Origin of the sequence: Paenibacillus borealis (assembly GCF_000758665.1) — a bacterium.
Classification (GTDB): Bacteria; Bacillota; Bacilli; order Paenibacillales; family Paenibacillaceae; genus Paenibacillus_AQ; species Paenibacillus_AQ borealis.
Map to the genome: position 1 here is coordinate 2996473 of NZ_CP009285.1, position 15227 is coordinate 3011699.

Annotated in this window: 14 protein-coding genes; 12 read left to right on the forward strand and 2 right to left on the reverse strand. The window is 54.9% G+C overall.

The genetic code is table 11. The features are described from left to right. Window positions 1-63 precede the first annotated feature (63 nt). Window positions 64-366 (forward strand): HesB/IscA family protein, encoded by a 303-nt coding sequence (locus PBOR_RS12340; protein WP_039308768.1) that lies wholly within the window; start codon window positions 64-66, stop codon window positions 364-366. Window positions 367-408: 42 nt separating this feature from the next. Then, complete coding sequence (locus tag PBOR_RS12345; RefSeq protein ID WP_042211965.1) at window positions 409-648, forward strand: DUF1450 domain-containing protein; 240 nt, start codon at window positions 409-411, stop codon at window positions 646-648. 842 nt (window positions 649-1490) lie between these two features. Here the strand turns inward: PBOR_RS12345 and PBOR_RS12350 are convergent. Beyond that, entirely contained in the window at window positions 1491-2624 is a 1134-nt protein-coding gene (locus PBOR_RS12350) for a THUMP domain-containing class I SAM-dependent RNA methyltransferase (RefSeq protein ID WP_042211967.1), read from the reverse strand. Window positions 2625-2800: 176 nt separating this feature from the next. Here PBOR_RS12350 and PBOR_RS12355 point away from each other — a divergent pair, with 176 nt between their 5' ends. Then, window positions 2801-3430 (forward strand): O-methyltransferase, encoded by a 630-nt coding sequence (locus tag PBOR_RS12355; protein WP_042211970.1) that lies wholly within the window; start codon window positions 2801-2803, stop codon window positions 3428-3430. 49 nt (window positions 3431-3479) lie between these two features. Here PBOR_RS12355 and PBOR_RS12360 read toward each other — a convergent pair whose 3' ends face one another. Then, window positions 3480-4700, reverse strand: coding sequence for an MFS transporter (locus tag PBOR_RS12360; protein ID WP_042211972.1), 1221 nt, complete (start codon window positions 4698-4700; stop codon window positions 3480-3482). 237 nt (window positions 4701-4937) lie between these two features. Between PBOR_RS12360 and hemE the strand changes: the two genes are divergently transcribed. The 9 genes from hemE to PBOR_RS12405 all read left to right on the forward strand — a co-directional run bounded on the left by hemE (window position 4938) and on the right by PBOR_RS12405 (window position 15044). Next, window positions 4938-5999, forward strand: a complete 1062-nt coding sequence (gene hemE / locus PBOR_RS12365; RefSeq protein WP_042211974.1) for a uroporphyrinogen decarboxylase — start codon at window positions 4938-4940, stop codon at window positions 5997-5999. A 107-nt stretch (window positions 6000-6106) separates the two neighbouring features. Continuing rightward, window positions 6107-7060 carry a ferrochelatase gene (gene hemH / locus PBOR_RS12370; protein ID WP_042211976.1) on the forward strand — a complete coding sequence of 318 codons (954 nt, stop codon included), beginning with the start codon at window positions 6107-6109 and terminating at the stop codon, window positions 7058-7060. After that, a complete protein-coding gene (gene hemG / locus PBOR_RS12375; RefSeq protein WP_042211978.1) occupies window positions 7057-8529 on the forward strand; it encodes a protoporphyrinogen oxidase in 1473 nt (490 codons plus the stop codon). Before hemH ends, hemG begins: the two co-directional genes overlap by 4 nt. A gap of 164 nt (window positions 8530-8693) precedes the next feature. Then, window positions 8694-10076 (forward strand): CapA family protein, encoded by a 1383-nt coding sequence (locus tag PBOR_RS12380; RefSeq protein WP_042211980.1) that lies wholly within the window; start codon window positions 8694-8696, stop codon window positions 10074-10076. A 30-nt stretch (window positions 10077-10106) separates the two neighbouring features. Then, window positions 10107-10838: a glycerophosphodiester phosphodiesterase gene (locus PBOR_RS12385; protein ID WP_042219314.1), complete on the forward strand. Its 732-nt coding sequence runs from the start codon at window positions 10107-10109 to the stop codon at window positions 10836-10838. Between the two features lie 77 nt (window positions 10839-10915). Beyond that, window positions 10916-11539: a fumarylacetoacetate hydrolase family protein gene (locus tag PBOR_RS12390; RefSeq protein ID WP_042211983.1), complete on the forward strand. Its 624-nt coding sequence runs from the start codon at window positions 10916-10918 to the stop codon at window positions 11537-11539. A gap of 4 nt (window positions 11540-11543) precedes the next feature. Then, window positions 11544-12365 carry a DUF92 domain-containing protein gene (locus PBOR_RS12395; protein ID WP_042211986.1) on the forward strand — a complete coding sequence of 274 codons (822 nt, stop codon included), beginning with the start codon at window positions 11544-11546 and terminating at the stop codon, window positions 12363-12365. Window positions 12366-12440: 75 nt separating this feature from the next. After that, the gene (locus PBOR_RS12400; protein WP_042211988.1) at window positions 12441-13046 is read left to right on the forward strand and encodes a TetR/AcrR family transcriptional regulator; all 606 of its coding nucleotides are present in this window, start codon (window positions 12441-12443) and stop codon (window positions 13044-13046) included. A gap of 57 nt (window positions 13047-13103) precedes the next feature. Continuing rightward, the gene (locus tag PBOR_RS12405; RefSeq protein ID WP_042211991.1) at window positions 13104-15044 is read left to right on the forward strand and encodes an ABC-F family ATP-binding cassette domain-containing protein; all 1941 of its coding nucleotides are present in this window, start codon (window positions 13104-13106) and stop codon (window positions 15042-15044) included. The last annotated feature ends 183 nt before the right edge of the window (window positions 15045-15227 follow it).

A 15227-nucleotide genomic window follows, 5' to 3' on the forward strand; every position in this document is an offset into this window, starting at 1 on the left:
GCTATATTCCTTAAAATGAATTATTGAGTATTTAAACTATAGATGCCTGGGAGATGGAATAGGATGAACGTCAAAATTACCCGCAATGCGGCTAAAGTGATAAAGAAAACCATGGAGCTTGAAGGCAACAGCGAGCTTAAACTGCGTGTAGCGATTACACATTCCCACGGTGACCATGCCCACTACGGCCTCGATCTGGACACGCCTAAGGAGAACGATGTAGTGATCTCCACCGACAAAGAAATCGATGTGATTCTCGATCCGAACCAGCCGCTGCTGGACGGTGTGAAGATTGATTATCTCTACTTCCCTGAGGAAGGCTTCGTTATTACTAATCCGTCTAAAGGAAATCATGGCGATCACTAATTGATCCGCCCGTATTTTACGGACATAAAGAAGGGTTGCTTCATGGCTAACGATATAAGATTATGTGACGAGTGCAATCATATCAAAATGAAAAGCATCGTGCCCAAGCTGCTGAAGATGGCGCCTGACGCCGAGATCAAAACAGGTTGCATCTCCTACTGCGGTCCATGCGGCAAACGCCCGTTTGTCTATATCAACGGCCGTTACATCAGCGGACCGACAGAAGATGAGGTGCTGGCCAAGGCGGAAGCTTTCGTCAAACAGCCGGCAGTGAAGAAATAGAACAGGTCTGATAGATCGAGTCTGATAGATCAGATAGAACAGGTCTAATAGATCAGATCAGATACTAGAGCTTTGATAGAACACAAATACAGCCTCCGCATAAATTTGCGGGGGTTGTTTTGTTTGAGAGATGAGAGCTTGAGATATGAGAGCTTGAGGTTGTATGTTTTGGGTTCCCTGAAAAGTATCTGGTATCTGAGTAGTTATCGAAGCTAAAGCGCCATTTTGCGGGAATTTCGTCGTGTGTGGGAGGGAGGTACTGTAAAAGGTGGCCGATAGATATAATTCTTGCACAAAATACAACAATCGCAATGGGCAAACGTCCGAAATTCGAAAATCTTGCACAAAATACAACAATCTGAGCTGCAGAGGGCTCGAAATGGCCAAAATCCTGCTTTTTGTACAACAATCGGAGTTATGAGGTCGCTATCTGGCAGAAATCCTGCATTCTGTACAACAATTTGGGTCGGGCCCCCAGGTTTGGAGTCCGAGCAGTATCGATCCAATGGCAAGCCTGCATATTGCAGCACAATTGGTGCCGCAGCAGCAGGTAAATGCCGAAACAAGCCTTAAGTCCGCAGCGCGCACCGGCTGCATGGAACTTAAGGCTTGTTATTAGTTTGTTGGATTAACGCCTCCGGATGCCGCAAGCACTGCGGCGGGGACGGGAGTTGTACCTGCCACTTACCGCAAGCAAACTGCGGCGGGGGCGTGTGGCACCTACCGGATACCGTAAGCAAACTGCGGCGGGGACGAGTGGCACTTACAGTATTACTTAAGCAAGCAGCGCAGGGGAATTGCGCATTCCACCTGCGCTGCTAATCAATCCCGCACCCCCTCTGCTAATTACGCGGAGGCAGCGGGCCGAGGTACTGATAGTATTGGCATTCAATCCGGCCATTGTAGAGCTTGCGGCGCTTGTCCGCCTTGCGTCCGTAGTATTGCTCGAATTCCTTATACGGGCTGATGGCGAAGAAGGACCAGGTCGGCAGGTAGAGCATCATCTCGCCGAACTGGCGGGTGAGCTTCTCCACTTCCTTGTCATTACTGATCCGCTCACCGTACGGCGGGTTCGTGATGATGCAGCCGTACTCGCCTTCCGGGCGGGCCTTGGCGGCAGCCATATGCTTGAAGGTGATCTCGCCGGAGAGTCCTGCACTCTTCGCAGCCGCTTCAGCAATCTCGATCGCTACCGGATCAATATCCGTTCCGGTCAGCTGCAGCGGGTAATCATCGCGCACGGCGTCGAAGGCTTCCTCGCGGGCTTCTTCCCACAGGCGCTGCGGGATCTCCGGCCAGTGCTCGGACGGGAAGGAGCGGCGCAGACCCGGCGCGATATTCCAGGCGATCATTGCAGCTTCGATCAGAATCGTGCCTGAGCCGCAGCATGGATCGTACAGCGGCCGGTGGCCGTTCCAGCGGCTGAGCTGGATCAGGGCCGCAGCCATGGTCTCCTTCAGCGGCGCTTCGGTGGCCTGGCGTCGGTAGCCGCGTTTATGCAGCGCCGGTCCGGTGGTGTCCAGAGTGATCAGCGCGATGTCATTCAGCAGAATGACTTCAACCACATAACGCGGCCCGTTCTCAGGGAACCACTCGGTATGGTACGACAGCTTTAGCTTCTCGACAATCGCCTTCTTGACGATCCCCTGGCAGGCAGGAACACTCGTCAGCTGTGATTTGTGGGAGCGGCCTTCTACCGGGAATTCGCCGTTCTCGGGAATCCAGTCCTCCCAGTTGATGGCTTTGACACCTTCGAACAGCTCGTCGAAGGTTTTGGCCGGGAATTGGCCCATTTTGACCAGTACCCGGTCAGAGGTACGCAGCCATAGATTGCAGCGGCAGATGTCGATGTAATCCCCGCTGAATAATACCCGTCCGTTCTCGACCGTGGTCTCATAACCCAGTTCGTTTAATTCACGCGCTACTACAGCCTCCAGCCCCATGGGGGCGGTGGCGATCAATTGTAATTTGCCCAAATGCTCTCAACTCCGTTTAACTTGTGGATAAATACGCAAAGCCAGTACAATAAGAGAAGCTTGCTCTCCATGTGAATGTGAACCATTAGAACGTTCAGATATCAGTATAGGGTAATGAAGAGATCTACACAATGCCCGTCCGTGTTGCACAAAATGAAATTTGAAGGAGAATACATATGCAGAATCAGGAAGAATACAGTGAACAGCTATATACAGAGGATGAATTACTATTAAAAGTCAAACAGGCCATCGTAGCAAACGGCATGCCGGAGGTATCCATTGCTCCGGGTTACGGCAGATTGCTGACAATGCTGGTTACTCTGTCCCGGTCCACCCGCATACTGGAGATTGGTGCGCTGGGCGGCTATAGCGGAATCTGTCTGTGCCGTGGTTTAACGCAGAGCGGCAGCCTGACCTCCCTGGAGCTTAAGGCTGACTATGCCAAGCTTGCCCACAGCCATCTGGAGCAGGCCGGCTTCGGTGACGCGGTAGAGTACAAAATCGGCCCGGCGCTGGACAGCCTGAAGCTGCTCGAAGCACAGGGCCAAAAGTTTGATTTCTTCTTCATCGACGCCGATAAGGAGAACTATCCGAATTACCTGGAATATGCGATCCGGCTGGCTTCGCCGGGCGCAATCATTGCCGGGGACAACATTTTCCTGCGCGGCCGCACGCTGAATACAGAGAAGAACGGACCTGCCGTTCAGGCGATGCGCCGTTTCAATGAGATGATCGCCAGCGATCCACGCCTGACCAGCACGCTGCTGCCCGCCTACGATGGACTAGCCTTGGCGATGGTTAAGTAGCCTGTCCTCTGCAGGCTGAGCCCATACGCTCCACGCATACCAAAGTCCGCTAACGGAACAAACGCGGTTCCGTCTTCTTGTATAACTTGAGCCGCACCCAGACCGTATTAATCAGCAGGAAAGCCCCGGAGATAATGAACAGCCCTTCGATCCCGATATATCCTGACAGGAAGCCGCCGATCACCGCGCCGAGCATATTGCCGAGTGCCAGGGTGCTGCTGTTGAAGCCGAAAGCCCGGCTCTCCTTGCCGTCAGGCGTATAAGAACGGATGAGGGCGTTTACGCTGGGCAGCAGGCCGCCCATGAAGACGCCCATCAGGAAGCGAACGAGAATCAGCTGCCAGACGCTGGTCACGAAGGCCTGCGGGATCAGGAACAGCGCGGCGCCAATCAGCGCATAGGTGAGTATCCGGTGGGCGCCGACCTTGTCGCTGAGCTTGCCGAGCAGCGGAGAGGCCAGCATGTTTGAGATGCCGGTGACAGCACTGACCATGCCGGCCCAGAAAGCGATATTCACAGCAGAGCCGTGCAGCTTCTCCACGTAGATCGGCAGCAGCGACATCGGGCTGATCATGGCGAACTGCAGCAGGAAGGTCACGCCGAACAGGGCGGGCAGCTGCGGCACCTTGGCCAGCTCCTTGAAGCCTTCAAGCACGGATACCTGCGGTACCTGCGCGGCTTCCACCCGGTCGAATTTCTCTTTGACCAGGAATAAGGCCAGCAGGGAGGCGACGAATAAGAGCGCACCCACGACATAAAAGATCGGGCGGAACCCGATCCAGTCCGCCAGCAGGCCGCCGATCAGCGGCCCGAGTATTGTTCCGGCTACAGCGCCGGACTGCATCAGTCCCATCGCGAAGCCCATACGGGGTTTCGGTGTGGTTCCCGAGACCAGCGCGATGGAGGCGGGGTTGAAGCCGGAGATGGTCCCGTTCAGCAGACGGAGCAGGAGCAGTTGCATCGGGGATTGCGCGAAGCCCATCAGCACGATGACAATCGCCATGCCGAAGCTGGAGCGCAGCAGCATGATTTTGCGGCCGTATTTGTCGGCAAGCTTGCCCCACAAGGGCTGAAAGATAAACGAGGTCAAGAAGTTTGCGGCAAAAATAAGCCCGGCCCACATCCCGATCGCGTGATCTCCGGTCACACCCAGGTCTTTGGCGAGATAAAGGGACAGAAAAGGGGTAATCATAGTCATGCCGGCATTCACCAGAAACTGGCCAAACCAAAGCACCATGAGGTTGACTTTCCAGGTCTCCCAATTCTTCAAAGTGCTTTCACTTCCTTTCAGGGGATTCAATAAATAAATTAACGAAATAGTTCACGAAAAATTGACATTATATCAGTATATCATAGTTTTTCAGCCGTGCAGTGCAACACTTGTCATAGTAATGTCATGGGATTGTCATTCCCTTAAGGGTGAAGCGGTTGTTACCCGCTGGCAAAAGGGGCATAATAATGATATGTGTTTTCACAGTATCCTATCAAATCTAATGGAGATCTTATCATGACCTACAACGACACTTTTATCCGCGCCTGCAGACAGCAGAGTACGGAGCACGTTCCCGTATGGTACATGCGGCAGGCCGGCCGTTATGATCCCGAGTACCGTAAAATCAAGGAGAAATATTCACTGCTGGAAATCTGCAGACAGCCGGAGCTTGCGGCCGAAGTGACCTTGATGCCTGTGCGTAAGCTGGGTGTGGATGCGGCCATCCTGTATTCCGACATTATGAATCCTGTAGCTTCGCTTGGTGTGAACTTCGATATCGTGAAGAACATCGGACCGGTCATCGAGAATCCGATCCGCTCGGCGGCGGATGTTGACCGCTTGAAGCCCATTGATGTGGAAGGCGATCTGGGCCACATTCTGGAGACGATTGCCCTCCTCGACAAAGAACTGGACGTGCCGCTGATTACTTTTGCGGGAGCGCCTTTCACCATCGCCAGTTATCTGATCGAAGGCAGACCTTCGAAGAGCTATCACCGTACCAAGGAAATGATGTTTAGCCAGCCCCGCGTGTGGGAGAAGCTTATGGAGAAGCTGGGCGATATGGTTATTGCTTATCTCCGGGCCCATGTCGCAAGCGGCGGCAAAGCGTTCCAGCTGTTTGACAGTTGGGTGGGGGCACTGGCCCCGCGTGATTTCGAAGCCTATGTGCTGCCGACGATCACCCGGATTTTTGCCGGGCTGTCTGATCTGGACGTGCCGAAGATTTACTTCCCGGGTGTAAGCTCCGGGGAGCTGCTCCCAAGCCTCGCCAAGCTGCAGGCCGATGTCATCGGACTGGACTGGCGCGTAAGCCTGACCGAAGGAAGACGCAGAACCGGCGGAAGGTTTGCCATTCAAGGCAATCTGGATCCATATCTGCTGACCGCACCGATGGACGTATTGAAAGAACGGGCTAAAGAACTGATTGACGAAGGCATAACGCAGCCTGGTTATATTTTTAATCTGGGCCATGGATTATTTCCTGAAGCTTCATTGGACACACTTAAGGAATTAACGGATTATGTACATGAGTATTCAGCAGCAGCGCTCAAACAGGCAGCAGGACCGCTGGCGTAAATTTAAGCAAGGTATCTGAGATAGCAGCAATTGCTGCTCTCTTTATTTTTATGAACCTGTTTGAGCTGGTGAAATGAGCAGGCGAAGGACATTATTCGTAAAAGGGGATGGAAACCGTGACCACCAAAATTGGAGTACTCGTGATGTCGTACGGCACGCCTGAAAGTCTGGAGGATGTGGAGGCTTATTATACGCATATCCGTAGGGGGAATGCGCCTTCCGCAGAACAGCTGAAAGAGCTGAAGGACCGTTATGAAGCGATCGTAGGGGGCGTATTCCCGCTCAGGGAGAATACGGACCGGCAGGTAGAGGCTTTGCAGGCCAAGCTGAATAGCGGGCAGATTCAGTATGTCTGCTATCAGGGGCTGAAGCATGCCAGACCGTTCATCGAGGATGGTGTGGAGGCGATGGCGCGGGACGGGATTACCCAGGCGATAGGTATCGTGCTGGCCCCGCATTACTCTGTGATGAGCGTAGGTACCTATATCAAGCGTGCTAAGGAAAAAGCGGATGCCTGCGGAATTCACATGGAATTCGTGGAGAGCTATCATATGCACCCCGAGCTGATCGATGTGCTCAGCCGCAGAGTGACCGCGAAGCTGGATGAATTCGAAGAAACCGGGGCGGCGAGGGATGAAGTGCGTGTACTGTTCAGCGCACATAGTCTGCCTGAACGTATTCTGGCCATGGGCGATCCGTACCGTGACCAGCTGCTGGAAACCTCCAAAGCGATCGCCGATCAGGCAGGCGTGGAGTCTTGGCAGTTCACCTGGCAGAGCGCAGGCAGAACCGCAGAGCCGTGGCTGGGTCCTGATATACTGGACACGCTGCGAGAGCTGGCCGAAACTCAGGTGAAATATGTGTTGTCCGCTCCTATTGGATTCGTATCCGACCATTTAGAGGTGCTGTACGATCTGGATATCGAGGCACAGGCACTTGCCTCCGAACTGGATCTGCGGCTGCTGCGGATTGACTCACTGAATAGCGATCCGGCTTATATGTCTGTGCTCAGCGATGTGGTGCGTACTAAGGCCGGACAGTTAAAGGTGAAGCAATCATGAGCGGTACACCGCGCAAAATAGTCATTATCGGCGGAGGCCTCAGTGGCCTCAGCGCCGCTTACTATGTCCGTAAATTTTACCGGGAAGCCGGGGTTCTGCCGGAAATTATATTGATTGAGAAGGATAAATGCCTGGGCGGCAAAATCGAGACACTGCACCGGGACGGCTTCGTCATTGAGAAAGGGCCTGATTCCTTCCTGGCGCGCAAGACAGCCATGGTCGATCTGGCCCGGGAGCTGGAGCTGGATCACGAACTGGTGACCACGAATCCAAACGCCAAGAAGACCTACATACTGCAGCGCGGCAAGCTCCACCCGATGCCCGCCGGGCTTGTTCTGGGGATTCCTACGGAGCTGAAGCCGTTTCTGAAGAGCGGCCTGGTCTCCTTCGGCGGTAAAATGCGGGCGATGATGGACTTTGTACTTCCGCCGCGCCGCAGCTCCGAAGATGAATCGCTCGGTGACCTGATCGAGCGCCGTCTAGGCACGGAGGTACTGGAGAATATGACTGAGCCGCTGCTCGCCGGTATTTATGCCGGTGATATGCGCAAGATCAGCCTCCAGGCTACTTTTCCGCAGTTCGGTGAGGTGGAGCGCCAGTACGGCAGCCTGATCCGCGGGATGACGACCGGCCGTAAGCCGGCAGAGACCCACACAGGAACCAAGAAAAGCGCGTTCCTGACTTTCCGCCAAGGGCTACAGAGTCTGGTCCATGCCCTGATCCATGATCTGCATGATGTCGAGCAACGGACCGGGACGGGGGCTGTAGTCATCAAAATTCGGAGCAGTGCAGGGATATCTGCAGAAGCCTCTGCTGCACCCCGCTATGAGGTGGAGCTGGACAACGGTGAACTGCTGCAAGCCGATGATGTATATGTAACCGTGCAGAATTTTGCTGCCGCAGAGCTGCTGCGTCCGCATGTGGATGTATCCGCGCTGGATGCTGTGAATTATGTGTCGGTAGCCAATGTGGTCATGGCGTTTACCAAAAAGGACATCGTTACCGAATATGACGGATCAGGATTCCTTGTACCCCGCAAAGAGGGGCGGAACATCACCGCCTGCACCTGGACATCAACGAAATGGCTGCATACCAGCCCGGATGACAAGGTGCTGCTGCGCTGTTATGTCGGACGGTCGGGGGATGAACAGAATGTAGACCTGCCGGATGAGGCATTGGCTGAGCTGGTGCGCAAAGACCTGAAGGAAATCATGGGGATCACCGCAACCCCGCTGTTCACAGAGATTACCCGGCTCAGGTCTTCCATGCCGCAGTATCCGGTAGGCCATCCCGGCCGGATTGCCGGCCTGCGCAGTGAGCTGGCACAGAAGCTGCCTGGTGTATATGCGTTTGGTGCAGGCTATGACGGCATCGGGATGCCGGACTGCATCAAGCAGGCGAAGTTTACGGCTGAGACAGCTGCAGCCCATTTGGAGAAGCGGCCGGAACGGGCGGCTGTAACGGTATAAGGGGAATGGTGGAGCGGAGCAGTGGCGCTTCACCTTTTTTATTGTGCGTAACTCCGGTGAAGCGGGGCGGGAAGACTAGAAGACTGAGGGGTTACTTTGGAGCGACACGGAAGAGATATGCTATAATAGAAACACTTTAAGGGTAAAGGAGATTACTAGTACTCATGTATCCGCCGAGGTCACGCAATAGACAGAGCAAGAAACGCAGCAGTAAAAAGAAGCGCAGAACGGTCTGGGCATGGTTTAATGTAGTGTTGCTTCTGATGATTACCGGCCTTCTGGCTTATTCTTTTATGGATGATAAAGATAAGGAGAGTTCAGCTCCTCCGGCAGTGGTGGCTGAGCCGTCACCTTCGCCTGAAGCTTCTGCAACAGCGGCAGCTCCTACGGAGGAGGCGCCTGCAGCAGAGGCTACAGCCAGTCCGGAGCCAACTCCCGAAGCAACACCGGAGGCCACTCCGGTGCCTGTGGAGACTGCTGAGCCCGTAAGTACGCCTGCTAGGGCGGATGATGTTGCAGCTACAGATGAACCGCAAGGGCCAACGGCGGGAAATGCTGGCGGCCAGCTATCAGGCTTGCCGGAGAACTTTTCCGGCGGGACAGTGAAGCTGAATTTTGCCGGAGATATCATCTTTTCCGGTAAAGTAGGCGAGCTGCTCCAGAAGAAAGGCTACGATTATTCTTACAGTGCTCTTGACGGTATGTTCAAAAAGGATGATTTGACCGTAGTCAACCTGGAGACTCCAATCACGACAGGCGGCGTAGGAGCCGCGAACAAGCAGTTTGTATTCAAGGGAGCTCCGGAAGCGCTGGATGCACTGAAGTCAGCTGGCGTAGATGCGGTCAATCTGGCTAATAACCACACGCTGGATCAGGGGGAAGAGGGGCTGCTGGATACCCTGAAGCACCTGAGCAAGCGGGGAATTCCTTATGTGGGAGCAGGGAGTAACAGCAAAGAAGCGTATTCGGCGCAGTATTTTGAGCGTCAGGGGATTAAAATAGCACTGCTTGGCTTCACGCGGGTGATGCCCGTGATCGAATGGAAGGCCGAAGCAGGCAAGCCGGGTCTCGCCTCAGTCTATGACAGCGCGGAAGCACTGAAGGCCATTGCCGCTGCCAAGAAACAAGCTGATCTTGTCGTAGTCGTGGTCCATTGGGGCAAGGAACGGATGGAGCAATATGACCAGACCCAGCAGACGCTGGGGCATAGCTTTATCGATGCCGGAGCCGATCTGGTTATGGGCGGACATCCGCATGTGCTGCAGGGAATTGAGCCCTACAAAGGGAAATGGATTGCCTACAGTACAGGCAACTTTATCTTTACCCGTTCCACTCTTCCGGCCACCTGGGAGACTGCTGTATTCCAGGCGGAATGCAGCAAGAAGGGGCAGTGTTCCCTCAAGCTGAGTCCGATGGATGCCGAGCTGGGACAACCGGTGCCGATGAATGAGGCGGACGGACAGCTTTTGCTGCATAAGGTTGAATCCTTATCTTCCGGTCTGGTCAAGATCGGCAATGATGGTACCGTAGTGCAGTCGGCCCGATAAATCCTACTTCTGCTGGAGGTGCCAATGATGATGAATAACATGTGTGTCGCTCACCGCGGATTTTCCGGCAAAGCTCCGGAGAATACGCTGGCAGCCGTACGGATGGCGATTGCCCTGCCTTTTGTGCGGTGGATGGAGATCGATGTGCAGTTGACGAAGGACGGCGTGCCTGTGGTCATCCATGATTATTCGCTGGACCGCACGACCAATGGACACGGCAAGGTGAAGAACATGGATTATGAACATATGCGGCGTCTGGATGCGGGAAGCTGGAAAGGGCGTGCTTTTCGCGGAGAGCGGGTGCCCTCCCTGGAAGAAGTGCTCAGCCTGGCGTCAGGCAGACTGCGGCTTAACATTGAACTGAAGACCAGCGGGGACATGTATCCTGGCCTTGAGAAAGCGGTCATCGACCTGGTGAATACCATGGGAATGCGTGAAGATGTGGTGCTGACGTCCTTCGACGCCGGTGCGCTGCAGCGGATTAAGGAGCTGGACCCGCGGTTCCGTACCGGTCTGATCTATGATTCCAGGTCCGGCGATCCGGCCAAAAAGCTGAACGAGCTGGGCTGCTCCTTCTTATCCATCAGCTCCGACCGGCTTAGCCCGGTTCTGGCGAAATCCCTGGCTGAAAGGGGCGTGAAGATCATGGCCTGGACAGTGAACAAAGGGAAGGAGATGCGACGCGTGTCTGCGATGCATTCGGATATTATGATCTGCACGAACCGGCCGGATATTTGGGGCGATATCTTTCTGCAAGCCTGACTTTAGATATATTCTAATCCCTCTCTTAAAGATCTATTCGTTCTAATAATCCGAGAAGAAAGCGAGCTGAACTATCAATGAGTGCAATGGTCAATAATGTATACTGTGTAGGACGCAATTATAAATTACATGCGGAGGAACTCGGCAATCAGGTGCCGGCCGAGCCGCTGATCTTCCTGAAGCCATCGCATGCTGCTGTTGCGCTTGATAAAGCGATTATCCATCTGCCCAAAGATGCGGGACTGATCCATTATGAAGGTGAACTGGTGCTGCGTATTGCGCGTGATTACGTGCCGGGGATGAGTGTGGAAGAACTGGTGGATGTGATGGCGCTTGGCCTCGACTTCACGCTCCGTGATGTGCATAATGATCTGCAGAAAAAAGGCCTGCCCTGGACGCCGGCCAAGGGCTTCAAGAACGCGGCGCCGCTGACTCCATACATTGCTTTTCCTGAGCAGGAGGAGCTGGAAGCAACGGACTTCACCGTCCGTAAGAACGGGATTGAGGTACAGCGCGGGAACGTGCAGAACATGATTTTCTCGCTGCAAAAAATTATTGAATTCATTGCCTCCCGCTACGGGCTCGGCAAAGATGATATCATCTTCACCGGAACTCCGGCAGGCGTAGGTCCTGTAGTGTCCGGCGATTCGTTCGAGCTGTTCTGGGGCGATACGCTAATGGGCACCTGCCTGATCGGTTAAGGCGATGTTGTCAGGACTTGAAGTGCTTCAATGGCTGATCGGTGCCTCCGGTGCCCTGTTGGTCGCTGGAGCCGCTTACTGGAAGCAGTCGCTGAGCTTCTCGGGGATGCTGGCGGCTATTGTGATGGGGACGATCTATTTCGGGGCAGGCAATGCATTCTGGTTCGGTATTCTGCTCTTGTTCTTCATCTCCTCCAGCCTGCTGTCGAAGCTTCATCATGAGAATAAGGCTGAGCTTGAGGCTACCTATGATAAAACAGGGCGCAGGGATGCCGGCCAGGTCTTCGCCAACGGCGGACTTGGCATGCTGCTGGTGCTGCTTAACGCGATTTATCCCCTGGAAATCTGGGGCTTCCTGTTCATCGGGGTCATGGCTACCGTAACCTCGGATACCTGGGCAACGGAGATCGGTACGCTGGCCAAGCGTCCTCCCCGGTCTGTACTGACCGGGAAGGTGCTGCAAGCGGGCACGTCCGGCGGTGTATCGCTGCCGGGCACACTGGCTGCTGCAGCAGGCGGGGTGCTGATCGGCGTTGCCTCCTGGCTGCTGCGGGCGGCCTCCGGCATGCCGCAGCATTCTCTGCTGACGCTGGCGCTTGCCGGACTGCTGGGCGGACTTGCCGGAGCCTTTGCCGACTCGGTCCTGGGGGCAACGGTGCAGCGGATGAACCGCTGCGCGGTCTGCGGCCGCGAGGTGGAGGCCTCGATGCACTGCGGTAAGCCCACCGTGTACGCCCGGGGCTGGCGCTGGATGGACAATGATACCGTGAATGCTGTAAGTTCAATTATAGGCGGCGTCGTGGCGCTGCTGGCCAGCTACATATGAAGCGGATAGGCTGTCTGTGGGCCTTAGATACGATATCCGGTTACAATTTTATTATAATGGTTGGGAGGTGAACCGTTGAGCAGCGCATCCGTACACAAACATGGAGCTATTCTGGATGCCGCTTACGAGCTTTTCGGTTCAGGCGGCTTCTACGAAACGAAGATGTCGGAAGTGGCAGAGCGTGCGGGCATTGCCAAGGGCACGGTCTATTTATATTTTAAAAGCAAAGAAGAACTGTTCATGGCGGTTACCCGCCGGGATTGTGAAGGGTTCCTGGAGCAGCTTGAAGGCAAGCTGGGCACTTGTTCCAGACTGGCGGATAAGCTCTCGGTTATTGCCGAGCATCATCTGTTCTATTATTATGAACGCAAGCAGCATACGAAGCTGTTCTTCCGCGCACCCAACAATAATCCTGAACTGGTAGACTATATGGCACAGTTCATGGAGGCCTATATGCAGGCGGTGGTGAAGGTGCTGCTGGAAGGCGGGGCATCCGAGCCGGAACTGATGGCACAGTCTTATATTGGGATGCTGGACCGTCTGAAGATGGATATCCTGTTTAACCCCGGCTTCGCAGAAGAAGATGCGTATAAGCGGGCGAAATTTGCTGCGAACCTCTTCATCACAGGGGCGCTGGGCAGCTTGAAGTCGGCACTCGGCGACCTTCCGTCTGAACCCTAAACCCTAAGAGATACAGCCAGACCTGGTTTATAAATATAAGGCAAGCGAGGACAACTGATGAATATTATGACCGTGGAACACCTCTCCAAAAGCTACGGGGAGAAAACATTATTCAGTGATGCATCCTTTGGCATGGACGACAGGGACAAGATTGGCGTCATTGGTGTCAACGGAACGGGTAAATCGACCTTTTTGAAGATTATCGCCGGGCTGGATACACCGGACGCCGGACAGATTGCCATCGGCAATGACGTGCGTGTGCAGTATCTGGCGCAGAATCCGCCGTATGAGCCTGGTAATACCGTGCTGCAGCAGGTGTTTGCCGGAGATGATCCGGAGCTTGCCACGATGCGGGAATATATGGAGATTATGTCTCTGCTGGAGCAGAAGCCGGGTGATTCCGTGCTGGAAACCAGACTCGTTCGGATCGGGCAGGCCATCGATGCCGCCGGCTCCTGGCAGCTGGAGAGTGAAGCCAAGATTGTTCTGACCAAGCTTGGAATTACACAATTTGATGCCCTGATGGAGAACCTCTCAGGCGGCCAACGCAAGCGTGTAGCGCTTGCCGCAGCACTGATCACGCCTTCAGAGCTGCTGATTCTGGACGAGCCTACCAACCATATCGATACGGATTCCGTAGCCTGGCTGGAGCAATATTTGCAGAAACGGCGCGGGGCGCTGCTGATGGTTACGCATGACCGTTATTTCCTGGAACGGGTAGCCAGCGTGATGCTTGAGCTGGACGGAGGAAGCCTGTACCGCTATGAAGCGAACTATTCCCGCTTCCTGGAGCTGAAGGCTGACCGTGAGGAGCGCGAAGCCTCGGCGGAGCAGAAGCGCAAGAATCTGCTGCGCACCGAGCTGGCGTGGATCCGGCGCGGAGCCAAGGCACGCTCCACGAAGCAGAAGGCGCGTATCGACCGCTTCGAGAAGCTGAAGGAGAGTACAGGCGGCGCTTCATCTGCCTCGATGGATATTTCCGTGGCTTCCACCAGACTGGGCCGCAAAATCATCGAGATCCAGGATCTCACGAAATCCTTGGACGGCCGGACCCTGATTAAGGACCTGACCTATATCGCGGTGCCGCAGGACCGGGTGGGTATTGTCGGCAAGAACGGCAGCGGGAAGTCGACCCTGCTCAACCTGATCGCCGGAAAGCTTACGCCGGACAGCGGCGAGGTTCAGCTGGGGACAACCGTCAAGCTGGGCTATTTCACTCAGGAGCATCAGGATATGGATCTCAGCATGCGCGCGATCGAGTATGTGAAGGAAGAAGCGGAAATCATCAAGACTGCGGACGGCAGTGTCATCACCGCCGGTCAAATGCTGGAACGGTTCCTGTTCCCGCCGGCGATGCAGTGGACCCCGATCTCCAAGCTGTCCGGCGGCGAGAAGAGACGCCTCTACCTGCTGCGTGTGCTCATGGGAGCGCCGAATGTGCTGCTGCTGGATGAGCCGACAAACGACCTCGATATCGGAACACTGGCCGTGCTGGAGGACTATCTGGATGAATTCCCGGGCGTAGTCTTCACCGTATCGCATGACCGCTACTTCCTGGACCGTACGGTGGATAAGCTGATTGCGTTCGAGGACGGATCGATCCGGCTGCATGTCGGGGATTATAGTGAGTATGAGGAATGGCTGGCGAAGAACGTGCCGTCTGGCGGCGGAGGTTCCGGCAAGTCAGAAGGCTCCGGCGCCCGCAGCGCTGCTGCTGTTGAGCAGAGCGGGAATGCACCGGCTGCCGCGCCGTCCCGTGAGAAGCTGAAATTCACCTTCAAGGAGCAGAAGGAATATGAAGGGATTGACGAAGCCATCGAACAGGCCGAGCAGCATCTCGTAGATATTTCAGCACAGATGGAGTCGGCCTTTGCCGACTCCGGTAAGCTTCAGGAGCTGGTGGATAAGCAACGGCAGGCCGAAGCCGAGCTGGAGCGCCTGATGGAGCGCTGGACGTATCTCAACGAGCTGGCGGAGAAGATCGCCGGGAAGGCGTGAGGTTTGCTGCGCTGCGGGGCTGGGGTGAGGATGTGACAAACCCATCTCCGCTGTTCCCCATCGTTGCAGTACTATAAATGGAGCAGCAGGGGTTGAATAAGCGCCGGGTGTGGCCTGATGGAGCAACATAAACCTATCCTTCACCCTGTGAATAGCTGGACTATTAGGCGCTGCCGTTGTCGC

What these genes read in the sequence shown, in the direction of transcription:
- PBOR_RS12390 (WP_042211983.1), top strand. Translation starts at nt 10,916, where the DNA reads ATGAGTGCAATGGTCAATAATGTATACTGTGTAGGACGCAATTATAAA.
- hemE (WP_042211974.1), top strand. Translation starts at nt 4,938, where the DNA reads ATGACCTACAACGACACTTTTATCCGCGCCTGCAGACAGCAGAGTACG.
- PBOR_RS12385 (WP_042219314.1), top strand. Translation starts at nt 10,107, where the DNA reads ATGAATAACATGTGTGTCGCTCACCGCGGATTTTCCGGCAAAGCTCCG.
- hemH (WP_042211976.1), top strand. Translation starts at nt 6,107, where the DNA reads ATGGAAACCGTGACCACCAAAATTGGAGTACTCGTGATGTCGTACGGC.
- PBOR_RS12380 (WP_042211980.1), top strand. Translation starts at nt 8,694, where the DNA reads ATGTATCCGCCGAGGTCACGCAATAGACAGAGCAAGAAACGCAGCAGT.
- PBOR_RS12395 (WP_042211986.1), top strand. Translation starts at nt 11,544, where the DNA reads ATGTTGTCAGGACTTGAAGTGCTTCAATGGCTGATCGGTGCCTCCGGT.
- hemG (WP_042211978.1), top strand. Translation starts at nt 7,057, where the DNA reads ATGAGCGGTACACCGCGCAAAATAGTCATTATCGGCGGAGGCCTCAGT.
- PBOR_RS12355 (WP_042211970.1), top strand. Translation starts at nt 2,801, where the DNA reads ATGCAGAATCAGGAAGAATACAGTGAACAGCTATATACAGAGGATGAA.
- PBOR_RS12345 (WP_042211965.1), top strand. Translation starts at nt 409, where the DNA reads ATGGCTAACGATATAAGATTATGTGACGAGTGCAATCATATCAAAATG.
- PBOR_RS12405 (WP_042211991.1), top strand. Translation starts at nt 13,104, where the DNA reads ATGAATATTATGACCGTGGAACACCTCTCCAAAAGCTACGGGGAGAAA.
- PBOR_RS12340 (WP_039308768.1), top strand. Translation starts at nt 64, where the DNA reads ATGAACGTCAAAATTACCCGCAATGCGGCTAAAGTGATAAAGAAAACC.